Annotated in this window: 15 protein-coding genes; 5 read left to right on the top strand and 10 right to left on the bottom strand. The window is 68.7% G+C overall.

Annotated features, from left to right (window positions below; all coding sequences use genetic code 11):
• The first annotated feature begins 24 nt into the window (after positions 1–24).
• Positions 25–840 carry a GAF domain-containing protein gene (locus LX13_RS13880; RefSeq protein ID WP_253661938.1) on the top strand — a complete coding sequence of 272 codons (816 nt, stop codon included), beginning with the start codon at positions 25–27 and terminating at the stop codon, positions 838–840.
• On the opposite strand, the gene LX13_RS13875 is transcribed toward LX13_RS13880, so the two are convergent.
• A complete protein-coding gene (locus tag LX13_RS13875; RefSeq protein WP_253661937.1) occupies positions 837–1,076 on the bottom strand; it encodes a hypothetical protein in 240 nt (79 codons plus the stop codon). The two genes, LX13_RS13880 and LX13_RS13875, sit on opposite strands and share 4 nt — an antisense overlap.
• Positions 1,077–1,204: 128 nt before the next feature.
• Between LX13_RS13875 and LX13_RS13870 the strand changes: the two genes are divergently transcribed.
• Together LX13_RS13870 and ilvA are read left to right on the top strand one after the other, a co-directional pair.
• A complete protein-coding gene (locus LX13_RS13870) occupies positions 1,205–1,648 on the top strand; it encodes a nitroreductase family deazaflavin-dependent oxidoreductase (protein WP_253661936.1) in 444 nt (147 codons plus the stop codon).
• 55 nt (positions 1,649–1,703) lie between these two features.
• Positions 1,704–3,092: a threonine ammonia-lyase IlvA gene (gene ilvA, locus LX13_RS13865; protein ID WP_253661935.1), complete on the top strand. Its 1,389-nt coding sequence runs from the start codon at positions 1,704–1,706 to the stop codon at positions 3,090–3,092.
• A 58-nt stretch (positions 3,093–3,150) separates the two neighbouring features.
• On the opposite strand, the gene LX13_RS13860 is transcribed toward ilvA, so the two are convergent.
• The 7 genes from LX13_RS13860 to LX13_RS13830 all read right to left on the bottom strand — a co-directional run bounded on the left by LX13_RS13860 (position 3,151) and on the right by LX13_RS13830 (position 11,456).
• Complete coding sequence (locus LX13_RS13860; protein WP_253661934.1) at positions 3,151–4,170, bottom strand: LLM class flavin-dependent oxidoreductase; 1,020 nt, start codon at positions 4,168–4,170, stop codon at positions 3,151–3,153.
• A 33-nt stretch (positions 4,171–4,203) separates the two neighbouring features.
• Positions 4,204–5,952 carry a malto-oligosyltrehalose trehalohydrolase gene (treZ, locus tag LX13_RS13855; RefSeq protein WP_253661933.1) on the bottom strand — a complete coding sequence of 583 codons (1,749 nt, stop codon included), beginning with the start codon at positions 5,950–5,952 and terminating at the stop codon, positions 4,204–4,206.
• 74 nt (positions 5,953–6,026) lie between these two features.
• On the bottom strand, positions 6,027–7,136 hold the full coding sequence (locus LX13_RS13850) for an ABC transporter ATP-binding protein (protein ID WP_253661932.1): 1,110 nt from the start codon (positions 7,134–7,136) through the stop codon (positions 6,027–6,029).
• A gap of 77 nt (positions 7,137–7,213) precedes the next feature.
• Complete coding sequence (locus LX13_RS13845) at positions 7,214–8,092, bottom strand: carbohydrate ABC transporter permease (RefSeq protein WP_253661931.1); 879 nt, start codon at positions 8,090–8,092, stop codon at positions 7,214–7,216.
• The gene (locus LX13_RS13840) at positions 8,092–9,048 is read right to left on the bottom strand and encodes a carbohydrate ABC transporter permease (RefSeq protein ID WP_253661930.1); all 957 of its coding nucleotides are present in this window, start codon (positions 9,046–9,048) and stop codon (positions 8,092–8,094) included. The genes LX13_RS13845 and LX13_RS13840 overlap by 1 nt, the downstream gene beginning before the upstream one ends.
• Positions 9,049–9,051: 3 nt before the next feature.
• Entirely contained in the window at positions 9,052–10,410 is a 1,359-nt protein-coding gene (locus LX13_RS13835) for an ABC transporter substrate-binding protein (protein ID WP_372499942.1), read from the bottom strand.
• Between the two features lie 38 nt (positions 10,411–10,448).
• The gene (locus LX13_RS13830; RefSeq protein WP_253662745.1) at positions 10,449–11,456 is read right to left on the bottom strand and encodes a sugar-binding transcriptional regulator; all 1,008 of its coding nucleotides are present in this window, start codon (positions 11,454–11,456) and stop codon (positions 10,449–10,451) included.
• Positions 11,457–11,580: 124 nt separating this feature from the next.
• Here LX13_RS13830 and LX13_RS13825 point away from each other — a divergent pair, with 124 nt between their 5' ends.
• Positions 11,581–12,621 (top strand): NAD(P)-dependent alcohol dehydrogenase, encoded by a 1,041-nt coding sequence (locus LX13_RS13825; RefSeq protein ID WP_253662744.1) that lies wholly within the window; start codon positions 11,581–11,583, stop codon positions 12,619–12,621.
• Positions 12,618–14,138, top strand: a complete 1,521-nt coding sequence (locus LX13_RS13820) for a mannitol dehydrogenase family protein (RefSeq protein ID WP_372499911.1) — start codon at positions 12,618–12,620, stop codon at positions 14,136–14,138. The genes LX13_RS13825 and LX13_RS13820 overlap by 4 nt, the downstream gene beginning before the upstream one ends.
• A gap of 10 nt (positions 14,139–14,148) precedes the next feature.
• Here the strand turns inward: LX13_RS13820 and LX13_RS13815 are convergent, their stop codons facing one another.
• On the bottom strand, positions 14,149–15,543 hold the full coding sequence (locus LX13_RS13815; protein WP_253661929.1) for a xylulokinase: 1,395 nt from the start codon (positions 15,541–15,543) through the stop codon (positions 14,149–14,151).
• Positions 15,544–15,553: 10 nt separating this feature from the next.
• The gene (gene treY, locus LX13_RS13810) at positions 15,554–17,911 is read right to left on the bottom strand and encodes a malto-oligosyltrehalose synthase (protein WP_253661928.1); all 2,358 of its coding nucleotides are present in this window, start codon (positions 17,909–17,911) and stop codon (positions 15,554–15,556) included.
• Positions 17,912–17,914: the final 3 nt, after the last annotated feature.

The following is a 17,914-nucleotide window of genomic DNA, read 5'->3' as shown; positions in this document are numbered from 1 at the left end:
CGTGGCGGGGATGACGGAGGCGACGTGGGCGAAGGCTGGTTCCTGGTCGAGACCTCGGGGTCGACGCCCTCGGTGGTGATGGTCGGACCCCGCTCGAAGCAGTGGCGTCCGGTTTCCAACATGTTCCGCGGTTCGGTGTACACGACCGTCCTGCAGTTGCTCGACACCGTCCTCAACAATCTGAAGCAGTCGCAGGTACTCCTCGACGTCGGGGGCCCGCGATTGGCCCTGGCACATCCAGTCCTGGGGCCGTCGCGTCAGGTGCACGCCATCCTCATGTGGATCGGCGATGCCACCGAGACGCCGCCGCCCGAACCGCCGGTGTGGGCGTTCGCATGGGAACTCGCCGACCCGATCTCACCGCAGTTCGTCGACGACCCGCAGAACCGCACCATGACCGACTGGCTCTCGGGATGCGCTCGTCTGTCCGACATCCGCCGCACCGTGGTCGACGTCCACGGCGCCGGGATCGGCGATCGGTTCGGTGGCGACTGGATCCGTACGGACGGCACCGTCGAGCGCTACGCGATGCGGGTCGTGGCCACCTTCGACGGGCCGTGTGTCCTCGGTGTCTCGGTGCGACTACCCGAGACACTGGCCGAGGCGGACGACGAGTTGCTCCCGCGCGTCGCACTCCGGGCGGTGGCTGCACACACGGGGACATCGTCGGCGGTGCTGCACGCGTCGAGCGGACGCGTGCTCGCATGGCTGACAGACGCCCGCCCCGCCTTCGCGCGCGAGATTCTCTCCGGGCGGGCCGCTGCACCGCCGCCGGTGGGCACGACGCCGATCGACGAGGCCGGCGAGTTGGTCGTGGGGTTCTTCGAGACCGGCAGCTAGCGCAGTCGGCGGTGTGCGGCCCGGCGCAGCCACCACACGGCCGCGGTGGCGATGGTGAGCGTCCACGCGGTCCACTCGGCCGATTCGGTGACGATGCCGACCAGCAGTGCGACGACCAGCCCGAACGCAACGGCTTGCAGCTTGTACAGCGGCCAGTCGACGCCGGCGATCTCGACGGTCGGGGCGGGCGTACGGGCCTCGCGCGGCGAGACCGTGGTCGCGGTGAGCGTCGTCATGTCAGACTCGATTCGTGCGGTACATCGGGCGGGATAGTCAGAGATCCTGGTCGGTGAACTCCAGTATAGGGCACTCCGCAGCCATAAGTTCGGAGACCCGTACTCACGACCGAAAGGAAACGTAGAACATGCCACTAGAGGGCGAATACGCACCGAGCACCAGCGACTGGGCCCGGGAACAGGCCGAGAAGATCGAACAGTCGGGTGGCACCGAGGGCACCGACATGCAGGGGATGCCCGTCGTGGTGCTGACCACCATCGGCAACAAGTCCGGCAAGCTGCGCAAGACCCCGCTGATGCGGGTCGAGCACGAGGGCCATTACGCGGTCGTCGCGTCGCTCGGCGGTGCCCCGAAGCACCCGGTCTGGTACTTCAACATCGCCGCCAACCCGCGTGTGGAGCTGCGAGACGGCACCGATGTGAACGATTTCGTCGCCCGTGAGGTCTTCGGCGGCGAGAAGCAGACCTGGTGGGATCGCGCCGTCGAGGCGTACCCGCCCTACGCCGACTACCAGGAGAAGACCGACCGGGAGATCCCGGTCTTCGTGCTCGAGCCGGCTCCCACGAGCTGACAACTCGGCGCGCGGCTGCGGGCACTGCCCACACCGTCGCTCACGTGGTGAGACGATGGTGAGCGTGAGTAGCCCGCAGCCCGTCGCCGATCCGCCGCTGTCCTCGCACGACTCCACGTCGCGCCCCGCTCTGGACGCGACGTCCATTCGTGCGGCGGCGGCGCGGATTCGCGAGGCGGTACAGGTGTCGCCGCTGCAACACAACGCGCGGCTCTCCGCGCGCACCGGCGCCCGGGTCTACGTCAAACGCGAGGATCTCCAGTCGGTTCGGTCCTACAAGATCCGCGGCGCATACAACGTCATGGCCATGCTCAGTGCCGACGAACGCGCCGCAGGCGTGGTCGCGGCGAGCGCCGGAAACCATGCGCAGGGCGTGGCCTATGCCTGCGCCGCGATGGGCGTGCAGGGTCGAATCTATGTCCCCACCACCACGCCGAAGCAGAAGTGCGACCGGATCCGTTGGCACGGAGGCGAGTTCATCGAGCTGATCGCGGTCGGTGACACCTACGACGCGGCCGCCGCCGCCGCGCAGACCGACGTGATGCGGACCGGGGCGACCTGGATCCACGCGTTCGACGACCCTCGCACCGCAGCCGGTCAGGGCACCATCGCGCTCGAGATCGTCGACCAGCTCGGCCGGGTCCCCGACGTAGTGATCGCGCCGGTCGGTGGCGGCGGATGCCTGGCCGGCATGGCCACCTACCTGCGGGCGCAGAGCCCCGATGTGGCGATCGTGGGCGTCGAGCCGACGGGGGCGGCATCGTTGTCGGCGGCTCTGGTCGCCGGCGGACCGGTCACCCTCGACGAACTCGACCCCTTCGTCGACGGTGCGGCCGTCCGACGGATCGGCGGCCTGGGATACGACGTCGTGTCACGACTACGACCCGCTGTCGCCGCGCACCCCGACCTCCCGTCGGGCGCCACCGTCGGGCCGCTGACGGACCCCCTCGCGACGGGATCGGCACATGTCATGCACATCGACGAGGGTGCGCTCTGCTCATCGATGCTGGAGCTCTACCAGGACGACGGGATCATCGCCGAGCCCGCAGGCGCGTTGGCCGTCGCCGCGCTGAGCGACCTACGGTTCGACCCCGGATCGACCGTTGTCTGCCTGCTCTCCGGCGGCAACAACGACGTGTCCCGCTACGGCGAGATCATCGAACGGTCCCTGGTGCACCGCGGGCTGAAGCACTACTTCCTGGTGGACTTCCCGCAGGAGCCGGGCGCGCTGCGCGGGTTCCTCGACGAGGTGCTCGGCCCCGACGACGACGTCACCATGTTCGAGTACGTCAAGCGCAACAACCGGGAGACCGGCGCGGCCCTGGTCGGCGTCGAACTCGGGTCGTCGAACGACCTGGGCCCGCTGCTCGAGCGGATGAGCGCGTCACGACTGAAGAGCGAACGCCTGGAGCCGGGTTCGCCCGCGTACCGCTACCTCACCTAGCCCCAGAGGTGGCCGGGATGCCCGCTCGGCGGGAACTCCGGTCACCGATGGTCACCGATCAGGCCGCGGGCACCAGCGCGTCGAGGACCTCGGCGGTGATGCGGTGCGACTCGAGGCGGGCGTCGAAGTCGGCCAGAGTCGAGCTGACCATGATCTCGTTCGCCGCGGTCGACTCGACCAGGCTGCGCAACTCGTCGGCCACATGGTCGCGCCCACCGACGATCCACGCCGACGACGTCTCCGCCACGGCGGATTCCTGCATGGGGGTCAGCGGGTTGGCGGCTGCTTCCTCGGCGGTCGGGTAGCGGCCGGGGGTGCCGCTGCGCAGTCGCGCCATCGCCAACCGCTGCGGGCCGGAGTGGTACCGCGCGGTCTCGTCGTCCTCGGCGGCGACCACCGTGGCGGTGACCATCGCGTAGGGCTCGTCGAGTACGGCGCTGGGTCGGAAACGCTCGCGGTAGGCGGCCAGCGCGGCGAAGGTCTCGCGCGGCGCGAAGTGACGGGCGAAGGCGAACGGGAGACCGAGCATGCCGGCGAGCTGGGCACTGAAGGTGGACGACCCGAGCAACCACATCTGCAGGTTCGAGCCCTCTCCGGGCACCGCGGTGATGGCGGCGTACGGATGGTCGGCCGGGAACGCGCCCGCGAGGAACGCACGCAGCTGCGCGAGCTCCTGGGGGAAGTCCTCGGCCGAGAGTGCGCCGGGGTTACGGCGCAGCGCGTGCGCGGTCACCTGGTCGGTGCCGGGCGCACGCCCGATGCCCAGGTCGATGCGGCCGGGGAACATCGCGTCGAGGGTCCCGAACTGTTCGGCGATGACCAGCGGGGCGTGGTTGGGCAGCATGATGCCGCCTGATCCGACGCGGATCGTCGATGTGGCGCGGGCGACCTGACCGATGACGATCGCCGGACTGGAACTCGCGATCCCCGGCATGTTGTGGTGCTCGGCCAGCCAGAAGCGGCGGTATCCCCACTGCTCGGCGGCGACACCGAGGGCCACCGATTGGTTGAGCGCCTGCCCGACGGACGTGCCGTCGACGACAGGGGCGAGATCCAGGAGCGAGTACGGAACAGTCACCCCAGTGCCAACACCGTCGCGGACCCGGGTATTTCAGGCGCCACCCGGTCGGCGGCCGACGACGACGTTGTGCCCGGGCGACTCGATCACGCCGTCACCGACGGTGACCGGGTCGAAGCTGAGCAACGGGGTCAATGAGATCGGCACGGTGATCGCCTGATCGGTGAGCACACACACCGCGGTGACGGCCCCGCGATGGATCGCGAACCATCCTGCCTGTTCGTCGAAGTCCACCGCGACCGAGTCGAGGCGGCGGTCGGTGATCTCGGGCGTCGCGGCACGCAGCTCGATCAGCGACCGGTAGAACTCCAGCATCCGGCGGTGGCCGGGCTCGTCGAGTTCGGACCAGTCGAGCTTCGACCGCGCGAAGGTCTCCGGATCCTGTGGGTCGGGGATCTCCGCGGCATCCCACCCGTGGTCGGCGAACTCACTGATGCGTCCTTTCGCGGTGGCCTCACCGAGTTCGGGCTCGGGGTGGGAGGTGAAGAACTGGAACGGGGTCGATGCCGCCCACTCCTCGCCCATGAACAGCATCGGGGTGAACGCCGACGTGAGCACCAGCGCGGCCTTGATCGCGAGCTGCCCCGGGGTCAGGTAGGCGCTGGGTCGGTCGCCGGTGGCGCGATTGCCGATCTGGTCGTGGTTGCAGGTGTAGACGACGAGCGAGGTCGACGGGACGACGGCCGGGTCGATGGGGCGACCGTGGCGTCGCCTGCGGAACGACGAGTACGTCGCCGCGTGGAAGAAACCCTTGGTCAGCACCGTCGCGAGGCAGTCGTAGCTGCCGAAATCGCCGTAGTAGCCCTGCCGTTCGCCCGACACCGCGGTGTGGATGGCGTGGTGCACGTCGTCGTCCCACTGGGCGGCGAGACCGTAGCCGCCGAGCCCGCGGTCGGTGATCAACCGCGGGTCGTTGAGATCACTCTCGGCGATCAGTGACAGCGGTCGGCCGACCTCGGCCGACAACGCGTCGGTCCGCACCGCGAGTTCCTCGAGCAGGTGGATCGCGGTGTGATCGACCAGGGCGTGCACCGCGTCCAATCGCAGTGCGTCGACGTGGAACTCGCGCAGCCAACGCAGTGCGTTGTCGAGGATGTGGGCGCGCACCGGGTCGGAGTCGGCCTGGTCGAGGTTCAGCGACTGCCCCCACGTGTTGGCGCCGGAGGTGAGATACGGACCGAACTGCGGCAGGTAGTTGCCGGACGGACCGAGGTGGTTGTAGACGACGTCGAGGACGACCCCGAGTCCCCGGCCGTGGCATGCGTCGACGAACCGTGCGAATCCCGCCGGGCCGCCGTAGATCTCGTGTACGGCGTACCAGGCGACACCGTCGTAGCCCCAGTTGTGGGTGCCGTTGAACCCGTTGATCGGCATGACCTCGACGAACTGCACACCGAGGTCGACGAGGTGGTCGAGGTGGTCGATCGCCGCGTCGAAGGTGCCGTCGGGGGTGAAGGTGCCGATGTGCAGTTCGTAGACGACCGCGCCTGCGATCGGCCGACCGGCCCAGTCCTGATCGGTCCACAGTGTCTCGTCGACCACGAACGGCGCCGAGGTCGAGTGCACGCCGTCGGGCTGACGGGGCGACCGCGGGTCGGGCAAGACGGTGGGGTCGCCGTCGGCGGCGTCGACGGTGAACCCGTAGCGCCTGGGATCGCTTGCGGCCGTCTCGTATCGCCACCACTGACCGTCGCGGGTCATCGGCGACGACGACCCGTCGACCACCACCGACACCGACGTCGCGTCCGGTGCCCACACCTCGTATCGCTGCTGTTCGGCCACCCCCTGACCGTAGCGGCACCGACCCACCGTCCGCAGTGGACGGTGGGTCGGTGCCGCGTGGTGGGGCCGGGGCGTCAGTCGCCCAGGCGCTCCCCGGTGGTCGGGTGGAACAGGTGCACCGTCGGTTCGGACTGCTGCAGCCGGATCTGCTCGCCGATCTTGGCCGGGCCGCGCACGGACGTCCGTGTGACCAGGGTGACCTCGCCGCCGTCGATGGTGCGCACCGACGGGTCGTCGACCGTCGCGTAGACGTAGGTCTCGCTGCCCAGCTCCTCGAGCAGGCTGACCGTGGCCGGCACACCGTCGCCGGTGTCGCTGAGCGAGAACGCCTCCGGGCGGACCCCGACAATCGCGGAGTCGAGCCCCAGCTTGCCGATACCGGAGAGCGCGGTGCGGGGGACGGCCACGGTGGATCCGCCGATGGTGACGCCGTCGTCGGTGAGCGGCGCGGTGAACAGGTTCATCGCGGGGGAGCCGATGAACCCGGCGACGAACGCGTTGACCGGGCGGTCGTAGAGCTCGGTCGGGGTGCTGAACTGCTGCAGCTTGCCGTCGCGCAGCACCGCGACGCGGTCGCCCATGGTCATGGCCTCCACCTGGTCGTGGGTGACGTAGACGGTGGTGGTGCCGAGGCGTCGCTGCAGGGCGGCGATCTGGGTACGGGTCTGCACGCGCAGCTTGGCGTCGAGGTTCGACAGGGGCTCGTCCATGCAGAACACCTGCGGGTCACGGACGATGGCGCGCCCCATGGCGACCCGCTGACGCTGACCGCCGGAGAGCTTGCCCGGCTTGCGGTCGAGGAAGTCGGTGAGGTCGAGCAGCTTCGCGGCGTCGGCCACCTTCTGCGTGCGCTCCTCGACGCCGATGCCCCGCATCTTCAGCGCGAACCCCATGTTCTCGCCGACGGTCTTGTTGGGGTAGAGCGCATAGTTCTGGAACACCATCGCGATGTCGCGGTCCTTGGGCGCGACGCCGACCATGTTGGTGCCGCCGATGTTGATCGCGCCGCTGTCGATCTCCTCGAGGCCGGCGAGCATGCGCAGCGCGGTGGACTTGCCGGACCCGGACGGTCCGACGAGGACGACGAACTCGCCGTCGGCGATGTCGAGGTTGAGCGAGTCGACGGCCAGCTTGTCGGCGCCGGGGTAGACGCAGCAGGCGTTGTCGTAGGTGATGGAAGCCATGGTGATCTCCTGTGTTCGGAGGGAAGAGGGTGGTGGGAGGTGTTCAGAGGAAGGTGACGACGGTCAGGGAGTGGCGCTCACTTGATGGCACCGAAGGACAGGCCGCGGACCAGCTTGTTCTGCGCGATCCAGCCGCAGATGACGACCGGGAGCGCGGCCAGGACCGACGCCGCGGAGAGCTGCGCCCAGAACAGTCCCTGTCCGGACATGAAGCCGGTCAGGAACACCGGCATCGTCTGCGCGTTCACCGCGGTCATGTTGACCGCGAAGAAGAACTCGTTCCACGAGAAGATGACGCAGATCAGTGCGGTGGCAGCGATGCCGGGGGAGATCAGCGGGAGGATGACCTCGCGGACCGAGGTCCACAGGCTCGCTCCGTCGATGCTCGCGGCCTCGAGGAGTTCCTTGGGGACCTCCATGAAGAACGACCGCATCATCCACACCGCGATGGGCAGGTTCATCGCCGTGTAGAGGATGACCAGCGTCCAGATGTTGTCGAGCATCCCGATCTTGCCGACGATCACGTACAGCGGGATGATCGCCGCGACGATCGGCAGCATCTTCGTGCTCAGGAAGAAGAACAGTGCATCGGAGGTCTTGCGGACCGGCCGCAGCGACAACGCGAACGCGGCGGGCACGCCGAGCGCCAACACCAGGATCGTCGACATGACGGTCGCGAAGACCGAGTTGAGCAGCGGTGTACCGATTCCGGCGTCGAAGACGTTGCGGAACTGATCGAGCGTCGGGGTGAAGAAGAACGTCGGCGGGTTGGTGTTGGCGTCGCTCTCCTTCTTGAACGCGGTCAGCACCATCCAGAGCACCGGGAAGAAGAACCCGATGGACAGGATCCAGGTGAAGGCGGTCAGCAGACCGGCCTGCGGCCGTCGCTTGCGACGGATCACCGGGGTCGGTGTCGAGTCGGTCGTGACGGGACGGGTGGGGGTTGTGGTGGCCATCAGACCGCCTCCTGGGTTCCGCTGAAGGACTTGAAGATGAGTCGGAGGGCCAGCGTCGCGACGACCATCGTGCCGATGACGGTGACCACACCCATGGCTGCGGCCTGGCCGATGTCGAAGCCGAGGAACGCCCGCTGGTAGATGTAGAACGGCAGGTTCGAGCTGGCCACACCGGGTCCGCCGGAGGTCATCATGTAGACCGCGTCGAAGGTGTTGACCAGGTAGATCGCGCCGAGGACGGTGCCGAGTTCGATGAACCGGCGCAGGTGGGGCAAGGTCAGCTCGCGGAAGAGACGGAAGCTGGTGGCGCCGTCGACCTTCGCGGCCTCGGAGATGTCCTTGGGCATCGACTGCAGGCCGGCGAGGATCAGCAGCATCATGAACGGTGTCCACTGCCAGACGAGTTCCCCCATCACACTGGCCAGCGGGTACTCACTGAGCCAGTCTGTCTTCACGCCGAACGGGCTCAGCGCGTAGTTGAGCAGGCCGCTGGTGGGGGAGAGCAGGCTGGTCTTGAACAGCAGCGCCGACGCGACCGGGGTCACCAGGAACGGGGTGATCAGCAGGGTGCGGACGATGCTGCGGCCGATGAACTTCCGGTCCAGCAGCAGGGCGAAGATCAGGCCGAACACGACCGAGATGATCACCGTCCCGACGATGAGGAGCACCGTGTTCAGGGTGACGGTCCAGAACTGGGTGTCCTTGAAGACCTGGACGTAGTTGTTGAGCCAGTTGAACTCCCGTGAACCCGGACGGACCAGGTTCCAGGACTGCGTCGAGTAGTACAGCGTCACGATGAACGGGATCTGGGTGACGATGACCATGAAGATCAGCGCAGGCAGCAGTGGTCCCCGTCGTCGCCATCCCTCGGCACGACTGATGTGATCGCGGCCGGAGGTCAGCGGCGCGGACTCCCGCGGCGTCTGGGCGTCCGGTTCGACAAGTGCGGTGGCCACGGGTCACCTCTCGTTCTTGTAGGTGTTGCCGACGGTCTCGGCATAGGTCTGCGACTGCTTCAGTGCGTCCTCCACGCTGATCTGTCCCGCGATCGCGGCACTGATCTGTTGGCTGACACGAGTTCCGAGGTCCTGGAACTCCGGGATGGCGAGGAACTGGACCCCGGTGTACGGCACGGGCTCGAGTGACGGCTTGAGCTGGTCGGCCGCCTTCATCGCCGACAGTGTCGGCTCGGCGAAGTCCTGCGAGACCTCCTTGTAGGCGGGGAGCTCGTAGGTCGAGAGCCGGCTGCCGGGCGGGACGTGACTCGCACCGAGCTTGTCGGCGACGTAGGCGATGTACTTCTTGTTCGTCATCCAGTTGATGAACTTCCAGGCGTCGTCCTTCTTCTTGCTGGAGGACGGGATGCCCAACGACCAGGTGTAGAGCCACCCGTTGTCGCCCTTGGCCATACTGGGCGCCTGCGCGTAGCCGACATCGCCGGCGATGGTCGAGGTGTCCGGGCTCTCCAGCACCGACACCGCCGACGTCGCGTCGTACCACATGGCGGTCTGCCCCTGCGACAACAGGTTTCCGCATTCCTGGAAGCCGGACGATGCCGCGCCGGGCTCGCCGTACTTGCGGACGGTGTCGACGTAGAACTTCACCGCCGCGGTCACCTGCGGACTGGTCAGCTGGGCGTTCCAGTTCTCGTCGTACCACCGGCCGCCGAAGGCGTTGATCACGGTGTCGAGCGGTGCGAGGACCTCACCCCAGCCGGGTTTGCCGCGCAGGCAGATCCCGGAGACGTTGCCGCGGTTGAGTTTCGCGGCGACCTCGGCCACCTGCGGCCAGGTGGGTTTCGCGGGCAGGCTCACGCCGGCCTGGGCGAACATCTTCTTGTTGTACATCAGGAACGACGACTCCCCGTAGAACGGTGCGGAGTACATCCCGCCCTGGTAGGACAGCGCGTCCTTGAGGGTGGGGATGAAGTCGTTCGCGTCGTAGTCGGGCACGGAGTTCATGTACGGGGTCAGGTTGACCAACCACCCGTTCTCCGCCCACTGCTTGGTCTCGTAGTTGCTGATCATCACCACGTCGAACTCGCCGCCGCCGGTGGACACCGATGCGGTGATCTTGGCGCGAGCCTGGTTCTCCGAGAGGGTGACGAACTTGAGCTTCACCCCGGGGTTGTCCTTCTCGAACTGGCCCGAGAGCGAGATGGCGTCGGTCATCTGCGAGTTGGACACCAGCGCGATGGTGACCGACTCACCGCCGCCGTCGGTGAACGAACCCGCCCCCGCGCAGGCGGTGGCGGCCAGTCCGACGGTGGCCAGTACGGCGACACCTGCCGTTCTGCGGCGCCAGGACCGCCGTACCAATCGGCGGAGGCCTGCCCCCGCAGTCGTCGTTTGTACAGTCACCGTTGACCTTTCTGTTCTGACATCAGCCACCGCGAGGTGTCGAGGTCGGTGACCAGGATGGTCGCGAACCCCCCACGCAGTGCCCCGAGAATCGACTCCTGGCGATGAGCTCCGCCGGAGACGAGGATGGTGGTCGTGCACTCGTGCACGCGATCGAGCGGCACCGACACGGTGCGGCCGACGAGGGATGAGTCGACCGGGACCCCGTCGATGTCGTAGAAGCGTCCGCCGATCTCGCCGACGGCGCCGAGGTTCTCGAGCTCGCCGAGTACTGCGCTGTCGATGAACGCGCCCTCGAACAGGGTGGTCGACGTGGAGACCGAACCGACGCCGAACAGCATCACCTCGGCGTTCTCGGCCGCGAGCAACGGCTGCGAGAGGATCGAGTCGCGGCGCATCGCGGTGACGGTGTCGGCGTCGGCGTAGAGCGGCGCGATCAGCCGCATCGGTTGCGCCCGTAGTTGTTCGGAGAAGCGCGACAGGGCGTGGTCGACGCCGGTGTGGTAGTCGACCGACGACATCGAACCGTCCATCTGCACCACCCGACGGCACGAGGCGTTGCGGGCGGTCAAGGCGTCGGCGACGGCGACCTGTTCGGGACCCCAGGTGAAGCCGAAGGTGTCGGTGGGCTGGATCCGGCGGGCCAGGACCGACGACCCGGACCGTCCCAGGGCGGCGTCGCCCGACGGTGTGCCGTCGGCGGGGGAGTCCATGATCAGGACCTCGTCGAGACCGAAGGCCTTCTCCATCGCACGCTCGGTGTCCGGGTGGATCGAGCTGCCGAGATGGTCGGGGGCGGCGACGGTGACGGTGACGAGGCCCTGGGCCCGAGCCCGCGAGACCAGGCGGCCGGCGGTCGGACGCGACACCCCCAGGCGGGCCGCGATCTCTGCCTGCGTCGCCCCCTCGAGGTGGTACATGGTCGCGGCACGCAGCAGCAGTCGGATGTCCTGGCCGGAATCGGCGGTGACACCAGACTGACGCGGTGACTGCGGCGCGGTCATCGACATCCCCTCGTCGTTGAGGCGTGAGCAGATGCTCACTGGCGGTTCATATGTTCAATACGCTAGCATCCTGAGTGTGACCCACACAACACTTTCGGCCGGAATACCGGTCATCACCGACACCATGCGCGCTTCGGTCCTCGTGGAGACCGGACATGTCGAGCTCCAGGAGCGCCCCGTCCCCACTCCCGCCCCGAACGACGTCCTCGTCGAGATCGCGGCGGTGGGCGTCTGCGGATCGGACGCGCACTACTACCGGCACGGGAAGATCGGCGACCACGTGGTTACCGCGCCGATCGTCCTGGGTCACGAGGCGTCCGGACGCATCGTCGCGGTGGGCGCGGGCGTGCCGGAGTCGCGGATCGGTGAGCGGGTCTCGATCGAACCCCAGCGTCCGGATCCGGATTCGATCGAATCGCGCCGAGGTGACTACAACCTGTGTCCGCACATGGAGTTCTATGCGACGCCGCCGATCGACGGAGCCCTCGCGCAGTACGCCACGATCGGTTCGGCCTTCGCGCACCCGGTGCCCGACACGGTCAGCGACATCGCCGCCGCCCTGTTCGAGCCGCTGTCGGTGGGCATCGCGGCGATCGGCAAGGCCGGTGTGGTGGCGGGCGGATCGGTTCTCATCGCCGGCGCGGGCCCGATCGGCCTGGTGTGCGCTCAGGTCGCGCGGGCCTACGGCGCGACGCGGATCGTGCTGTCGGACATCAACTCCGCACGTCTGGAGACCGCCCTGCGGTTCGGGGCGACCGCCACGGTGCGGCCCGACGACGTCGGTGACCTCGAGCCGTTCGACGCCTTCGTCGACGCATCGGGGGCGCCCTCGGCGATCGTCGCGGGAATCGGCGCGGTCCGTCCCGCGGGCCGGGTGGTCCTGGTCGGGATGGGTTCGGACGAGCTGACGATCCCCGTCTCGATCGTGCAGAACCGCGAGCTGATCCTGACCGGGGTGTTCCGGTACGCGAACACCTGGCCCACGGCGACGGCGTTGGTGACCGCCGGTCTCGTCGACCTCGACGCGCTGGTCACCGGACGTTTCGCCCTCGACGAGGTGGCCGACGCCCTCGACGCGGATCGCATCGAGGGCAGTATCAAGGCAGTCGTCCTCCCCCAACTGGTGTCCGACGGGCACCCGGCTTCAGAAAGGCGGTCATCGTGACGCAGACAGTCCAGGGCGCCACGGCGGGGATCGGCCCCGTCACCCCTCTCGACGACGAGCATCTCGCCGAGATCGAATCGACCGAGGTGCCGCGGTATGACCGCCACGAACGTCCGCGCGGCATCGTGCACTTCGGCGTCGGGGGCTTTCATCGCGCACATCAGGCGATGTACGTCGACCGGCTCCTCGGCCGCGATCCGGACATGCCGTGGACCATCTGCGGGGTCGGGGTGCTGCCAGGGGACAAGCGAATGCGCGACGCACTCGCACCCCAGGACGGCCTGTACACGCTGACCCTGAAGCACCCCGACGGAGAGGTCGAGACCTCGGTCGTCGGCTCGATCGTCGACTACCTCTTCGCGCCCGACGATCCCGAGAAGGTCATCGAGACCCTCGCCGCCCCGACCACGCGGATCGTGTCGCTGACGGTCACCGAGGGGGGCTACAACATCTCGAGCTCCACCGGCGAATTCGATCTGCACGCCCCCGATGTCGAGGCCGATCTCGCGCCGAACGCGATCCCGCGCACCACCTTCGGGCTCATCACCGAGGCGCTGCACCGCCGCCGTGCGCGGGGGATCGGATCGTTCACCGTGATGAGCTGCGACAACATCCCGGGCAACGGCCACATGGCGCGGCGGGTGTTCACCGCGTTCGCGCAGGCCAAGGATCCCGACCTCGCGGAGTGGATGGAACTGCACACCAGCTTTCCCAACTCGATGGTCGACCGCATCACGCCGGCCACACCGGCCGAGCTGGCCCACGAGGTCGCGGCGCGGACCGGGCTCATCGACCGCTGGCCGGTCGTCGCCGAGCCCTTCACGCAGTGGGTGCTCGAGGACGACTTCGCCGACGGCCGACCGCCGTTCGAGGACGTGGGTGTCCAGATGGTCGCCGACGTCGCGCCCTACGAGCTGATGAAGCTGCGACTCCTCAACGCCGGGCATCAGACGCTGTGTTATTTCGGATACCTGATGGGGTACCGACTGGTCGACGAGGCCGCGCGGGATCCCCTGCTGGAGAAGCTGTTGCGCGCGTACATGCAGCAGGAGGGGCGGCTCACCCTGCCCGCGGTCCCCGGCGTGGACGTCGACGACTACATCGACACCCTGCTCGAGCGGTTCTCCAACCCGGCCATCGGCGACACCATCGCCCGACTGTGCGCCGAGTCATCCGATCGCATCCCACAGTGGCTGGTGCCGGTCATCGTCGAGCGGCTGCGCGACGGCGGCTCGGTCTCTTTCTCGGCGGCCGTAGTGGCGTCGTGGACGCGCTACGCCGAAGGGCTCGACGAGCAGGGCGAGCCCATCGAGGTCGTCGATCAACGCGCCGAGATGCTGTCGCCGTTGGCGCGGGACTCCCAGCAGGACCCTCGGGCCTTCGTCGGGGTGACCGACCTGTTCGGCGACCTCGCCGACGACGCGACGTTCATGGAGTCCTACACGTGGGCACTGTCGTCGCTGCGGGAGCGCGGCGCACGCGAGACGCTCGTCGAACTGGTGGGTGACGCCTCGTGATCGGCGTGTCTCAGCGGTAGGACTTCGCCTGCGCGGCGCGGTACTGCTCGAGGATCGACGGATCGTGGTCGGCCTCGAACTGCGCGGTCCCCGACTGCGGCCACTGCGGCGGCGTGGCGGACCCCGAGAGGACCCACGCCGCCTGACGCGCGGCGCCGTCGGCGACGTACTCGCCCGGCTCGGGCACCGACACCGGCAGTCCGAAGACCGCCGGCGCGATCTCGCGGATCGCGCGCGATCGCACCCCGCCACCGACCAGGATGATGCGCTGCGTGTCGACGCCCTGGGCGGCGATGAAGCCGAGACCGTCGGCGAGTGAACAGAGCAGTCCCTCGACCGCAGCGCGGGCGATGGTCGCCGGGGTGGTGTTCGCGACCGACAGCCCGGCCATGGTGGCGCGGGCGTCGGGCAGGTTGGGGGAGCGTTCGCCCTCGAAGTAGGGGATCAGCGACACCCCACCCGAACCGGGTGCGGCCGACAACGCGAGGTCGGACAGGGCGTCGAGGTCCACCCCGAGCATGCGGGCGATCGACGCCAGGACCGGCGCGCCGTTGAGCGTGCACACCAGGGGCAGTTGACGTCCGGTGGCGTCGGCGAACCCGGCCACGTATCCGGCCGCGTCGTGTGAGCCCACGTCGGTCACCGCCGAGACCACGCCAGACGTGCCGAGCGAGACGATGACGTCGCCGGGTCGGGCGTCGAGCGCCAGTGCCGCCGAGGCGTTGTCGCCGGCGCCCGCGCCGAGCCGGGCACCCCAGGAGGTCTCGCCCGGGGAGTCGTGCGGCCCGAGAACCCGCGGTGGAGAGGGGGTTCGGCCGCGCATCGCCATGGTCAACAGGTCATGGTCGTAGTCGCCGGTCTCGGCGGAGAAATAGCCGGTGCCGCTGGCATCGCTGCGGTCGGTGGTCAGTTCGGCGAGGTCGCCGCCGCCCCGCAACTGCCAGGTCAACCAATCGTGCGGCAGACAGACCGCGGCGGTGGCGTCGGCGTGTGACGGTTCGTGGTCGGCGAGCCAACGGAGCTTGGTCGCGGTGATCGATGCGACCGGTACGACCCCGATACGCTCGGCCCACGCGGCCGGTCCGCCGAGTTCGTCGATCAGATCGCGCGCTGCGTCCGCCGAGCGGGTGTCGTTCCACAGCAACGCATCTCGGATCGGGTTTCCGTCGGCGTCGAGGCAGATCATCCCGTGTTGCTGGGCGCCGACCGAGACCGCGGCGACGTCGTCGAGGCCGCCGGCGTCGGCGATCGCGGTATGCATGGCGCGCAACCACTCACGGGGATCGACCTCGGTGCCCGGCGGGTGTGCGGCCCGCCCGGACCGGACGAGGGCACCGTCGTCCGCGTCGCGGACGACGACCTTGCAGGACTGTGTCGACGAGTCGATTCCGGCCACGAGAGTCACCGGGATCACGCTACCCGGGTCGTCGGTCGAGCAACTCCAAAAGCGCCACGGGACCGTGGGCGAACGCGGCTGACATCGCCACGGATCCGGTGAACTCGTCGGTGCCGGTGCGGGATCGCCAGCGTCCCTCGGGTAGTTCGAGGACCGTGGCGGCCGCCGCATCGGAGTCGGTGATCCGCGTACGCGCGACGAGCACGAGCACGTCGGGACCCCGACCGAACGCGACGACCTCGCCCGCGGCGGGGCCGGTCGCGTACACCGGCGTGTACGCGCCGTCGACACCGAACGACTCCGGGTGATCGCGGCGCAGCGCGAGCGCGGCGATGACGAGGACGGTCTTCGGATGGTCGATGGACCGGCCGAAGTCGACCGGACGGCGGTTGTCCGGGTCCACGAGGGTGTCCTCGAACCACTCGGTGCCCTGGTAGACGTCACCGAACCCGGGGACCAGGAGGCCGAGGGCCTTGTGGGCAACGCAGACGTCGACGATGTCGGCGCGCATCGTGGCGATCAGCGTCGTGATCTGATCGCCGACCGGCCCGTCGAGCACGTCGTCGACCCACCGGTGGATCGCCGACTCCATCTCGTCGTCGGACTCGGTCCACGAGGTGACCAGCGCGGCCTCGCGGATCGCCTTGGTCGTGAACTCGTGCAGCCGTTCCCGCACACTCGCATCGGGCGCGCCGTCCAGCGGCCAGACCCCGACGATGTTCTGCAGCAGGAACAGTCCGGTCACGGCGTCGGGTGCGGGCGTGGTGGACATCATCGATCCGACGAGCTCCGACCACTGATCGGGATGGCGGGACAACAACCCGATCCGGGCGCGGACGTCCTCACCACGTTTGGTGTCGTGGGTCGACAACGTCGTCATCGCCGACGGCCAGTCCCGGGCGCGGGCGAGGTTGAACGCGTGGAACTCCTCGACGGAGGTGCCGAATCGCCCGGGGTCACCACCGACCTCCTGCAGAGCGACAAGTCGGGCCGTGCGATAGAACAGACAGTCCTCGACGCTCTTCGCGGTCGTCGCCCCGCAGACCTGGGCGAGACGCGCGGACGGCTCACCGTCGGAGGCGACGGCCTCGGCGATCAGATGGATGGCCGATCCCAGCTCGGGGAGACGGTCGCGCACCTCGTCGAACGTGGCGCTCAGCCGCGGCCGCAGGGTGGGGTAGTCGGCGCGGTAGACCCCCAGAGACGCGACGACCTCGCCGATCGCCGCGTCGAGGTCCGTGGCGGGCACCGCGGTGGCATCGGTGTCGCCGGCGTCGCGCGCGGCCTGACGGATCGCTCGGGACAGGCGAGCGCGTTCGGCGGGGAACATCTCGTCCAGGGTCCCGAGTTTTATCGCGTGTTCGGCGGTGTCGATCCAGTCGCGGTCGCCCGGGTTGCCTGTGACGCTGCGGTGCAGCTCGGTGAACGTCTCGACCGCGGTCGCATCGACGAAGACGCCGTCGAGTACCCGCAGTGCCTCGTATCCGGTGGTGCCGTCGACCGGCAGGGCCGGGTCGAGGTCCTCGTCGACCGACAGCACCTTCTCGATCAGCAGCAGCCGGTCGTCGCCGAGATCCGCGCGCAGCTGCTCGAGATAGCCCATCGGGTCGGTGAGTCCGTCGGGGTGGTCGACGCGCAGTCCGTCGACGAGGTCCTCGGCGACGAGCCGGTGCACCAACGTGTGGGTCGCGGCGTACACCGCGGGGTCCTCCTGGCGCATCCCGGCCAGACCGTTGACCGCGAAGAACCGTCGGTAACCGATCAGTCCGGAGTCCCAGGCCACGAGCCGGTACGCCTGACCGTCGTGCGCCGTGCGCGGTGAGGTCGTGTCGGTGTCGGGGGCGAGTGGGAACCGGTGCTCGTAGAAGCCCAGTTCCGTTGTGCCGGAGTCGTCGGTCTCCAGGGTCAGGGCCTCGACGTCGTCGGGCGTGCCGAGGACCGGCAGCGCGATGCGGCCGTCCGTGCCGTTGTCCGGGGCCCAGTCGATGTCGAAGTGGTGCGCGAACTCCGATGCGCTGCCGTGGGTGAGGACGTCCCACCACCACGGGTTCTGCCGCGGATCCTCGACACCGGTGTGGTTGGGCACGATGTCGACGATGATCCCGAGCCCGGCGTCGGTCGCGGCCCGACGCAGCGTGCGCAGCCCGTCGATACCGCCGAGGACCTCGGCGACCTCCGGTGGGGGCACCCAGTCGTAGCCGTGGGTCGAGCCGGCCATCGCGGTCCCGATCGGCGACAGGTACAGGTGGCTGATCCCCAACGCGCTGATGTGCGGGATCTGTGCGGCCGCATCGGCGAAGGTGAAGTCGGCGGTCAGCTGCAGACGATAGGTGGCCACGAACGCCGGTCGTGTGCCCCCGGTGTGAGTCGTGCCCATGCC

It is taken from the genome of Williamsia maris (genome assembly GCF_024171815.1).
GTDB lineage: Bacteria > Actinomycetota > Actinomycetes > Mycobacteriales > Mycobacteriaceae > Williamsia_A > Williamsia_A maris.
The sequence above is the reverse complement of the archived record's forward strand: the minus strand, read 5'-3'. Positions and strand labels throughout refer to the sequence as shown.

What these genes read in the sequence shown, in the direction of transcription:
- LX13_RS13875 (WP_253661937.1), bottom strand. Translation starts at nt 1,076, where the DNA reads ATGACGACGCTCACCGCGACCACGGTCTCGCCGCGCGAGGCCCGTACG.
- LX13_RS13870 (WP_253661936.1), top strand. Translation starts at nt 1,205, where the DNA reads ATGCCACTAGAGGGCGAATACGCACCGAGCACCAGCGACTGGGCCCGG.
- ilvA (WP_253661935.1), top strand. Translation starts at nt 1,704, where the DNA reads ATGGTGAGCGTGAGTAGCCCGCAGCCCGTCGCCGATCCGCCGCTGTCC.
- LX13_RS13850 (WP_253661932.1), bottom strand. Translation starts at nt 7,136, where the DNA reads ATGGCTTCCATCACCTACGACAACGCCTGCTGCGTCTACCCCGGCGCC.
- LX13_RS13845 (WP_253661931.1), bottom strand. Translation starts at nt 8,092, where the DNA reads ATGGCCACCACAACCCCCACCCGTCCCGTCACGACCGACTCGACACCG.
- LX13_RS13830 (WP_253662745.1), bottom strand. Translation starts at nt 11,456, where the DNA reads ATGACCGCGCCGCAGTCACCGCGTCAGTCTGGTGTCACCGCCGATTCC.
- LX13_RS13825 (WP_253662744.1), top strand. Translation starts at nt 11,581, where the DNA reads ATGCGCGCTTCGGTCCTCGTGGAGACCGGACATGTCGAGCTCCAGGAG.
- treY (WP_253661928.1), bottom strand. Translation starts at nt 17,911, where the DNA reads ATGGGCACGACTCACACCGGGGGCACACGACCGGCGTTCGTGGCCACC.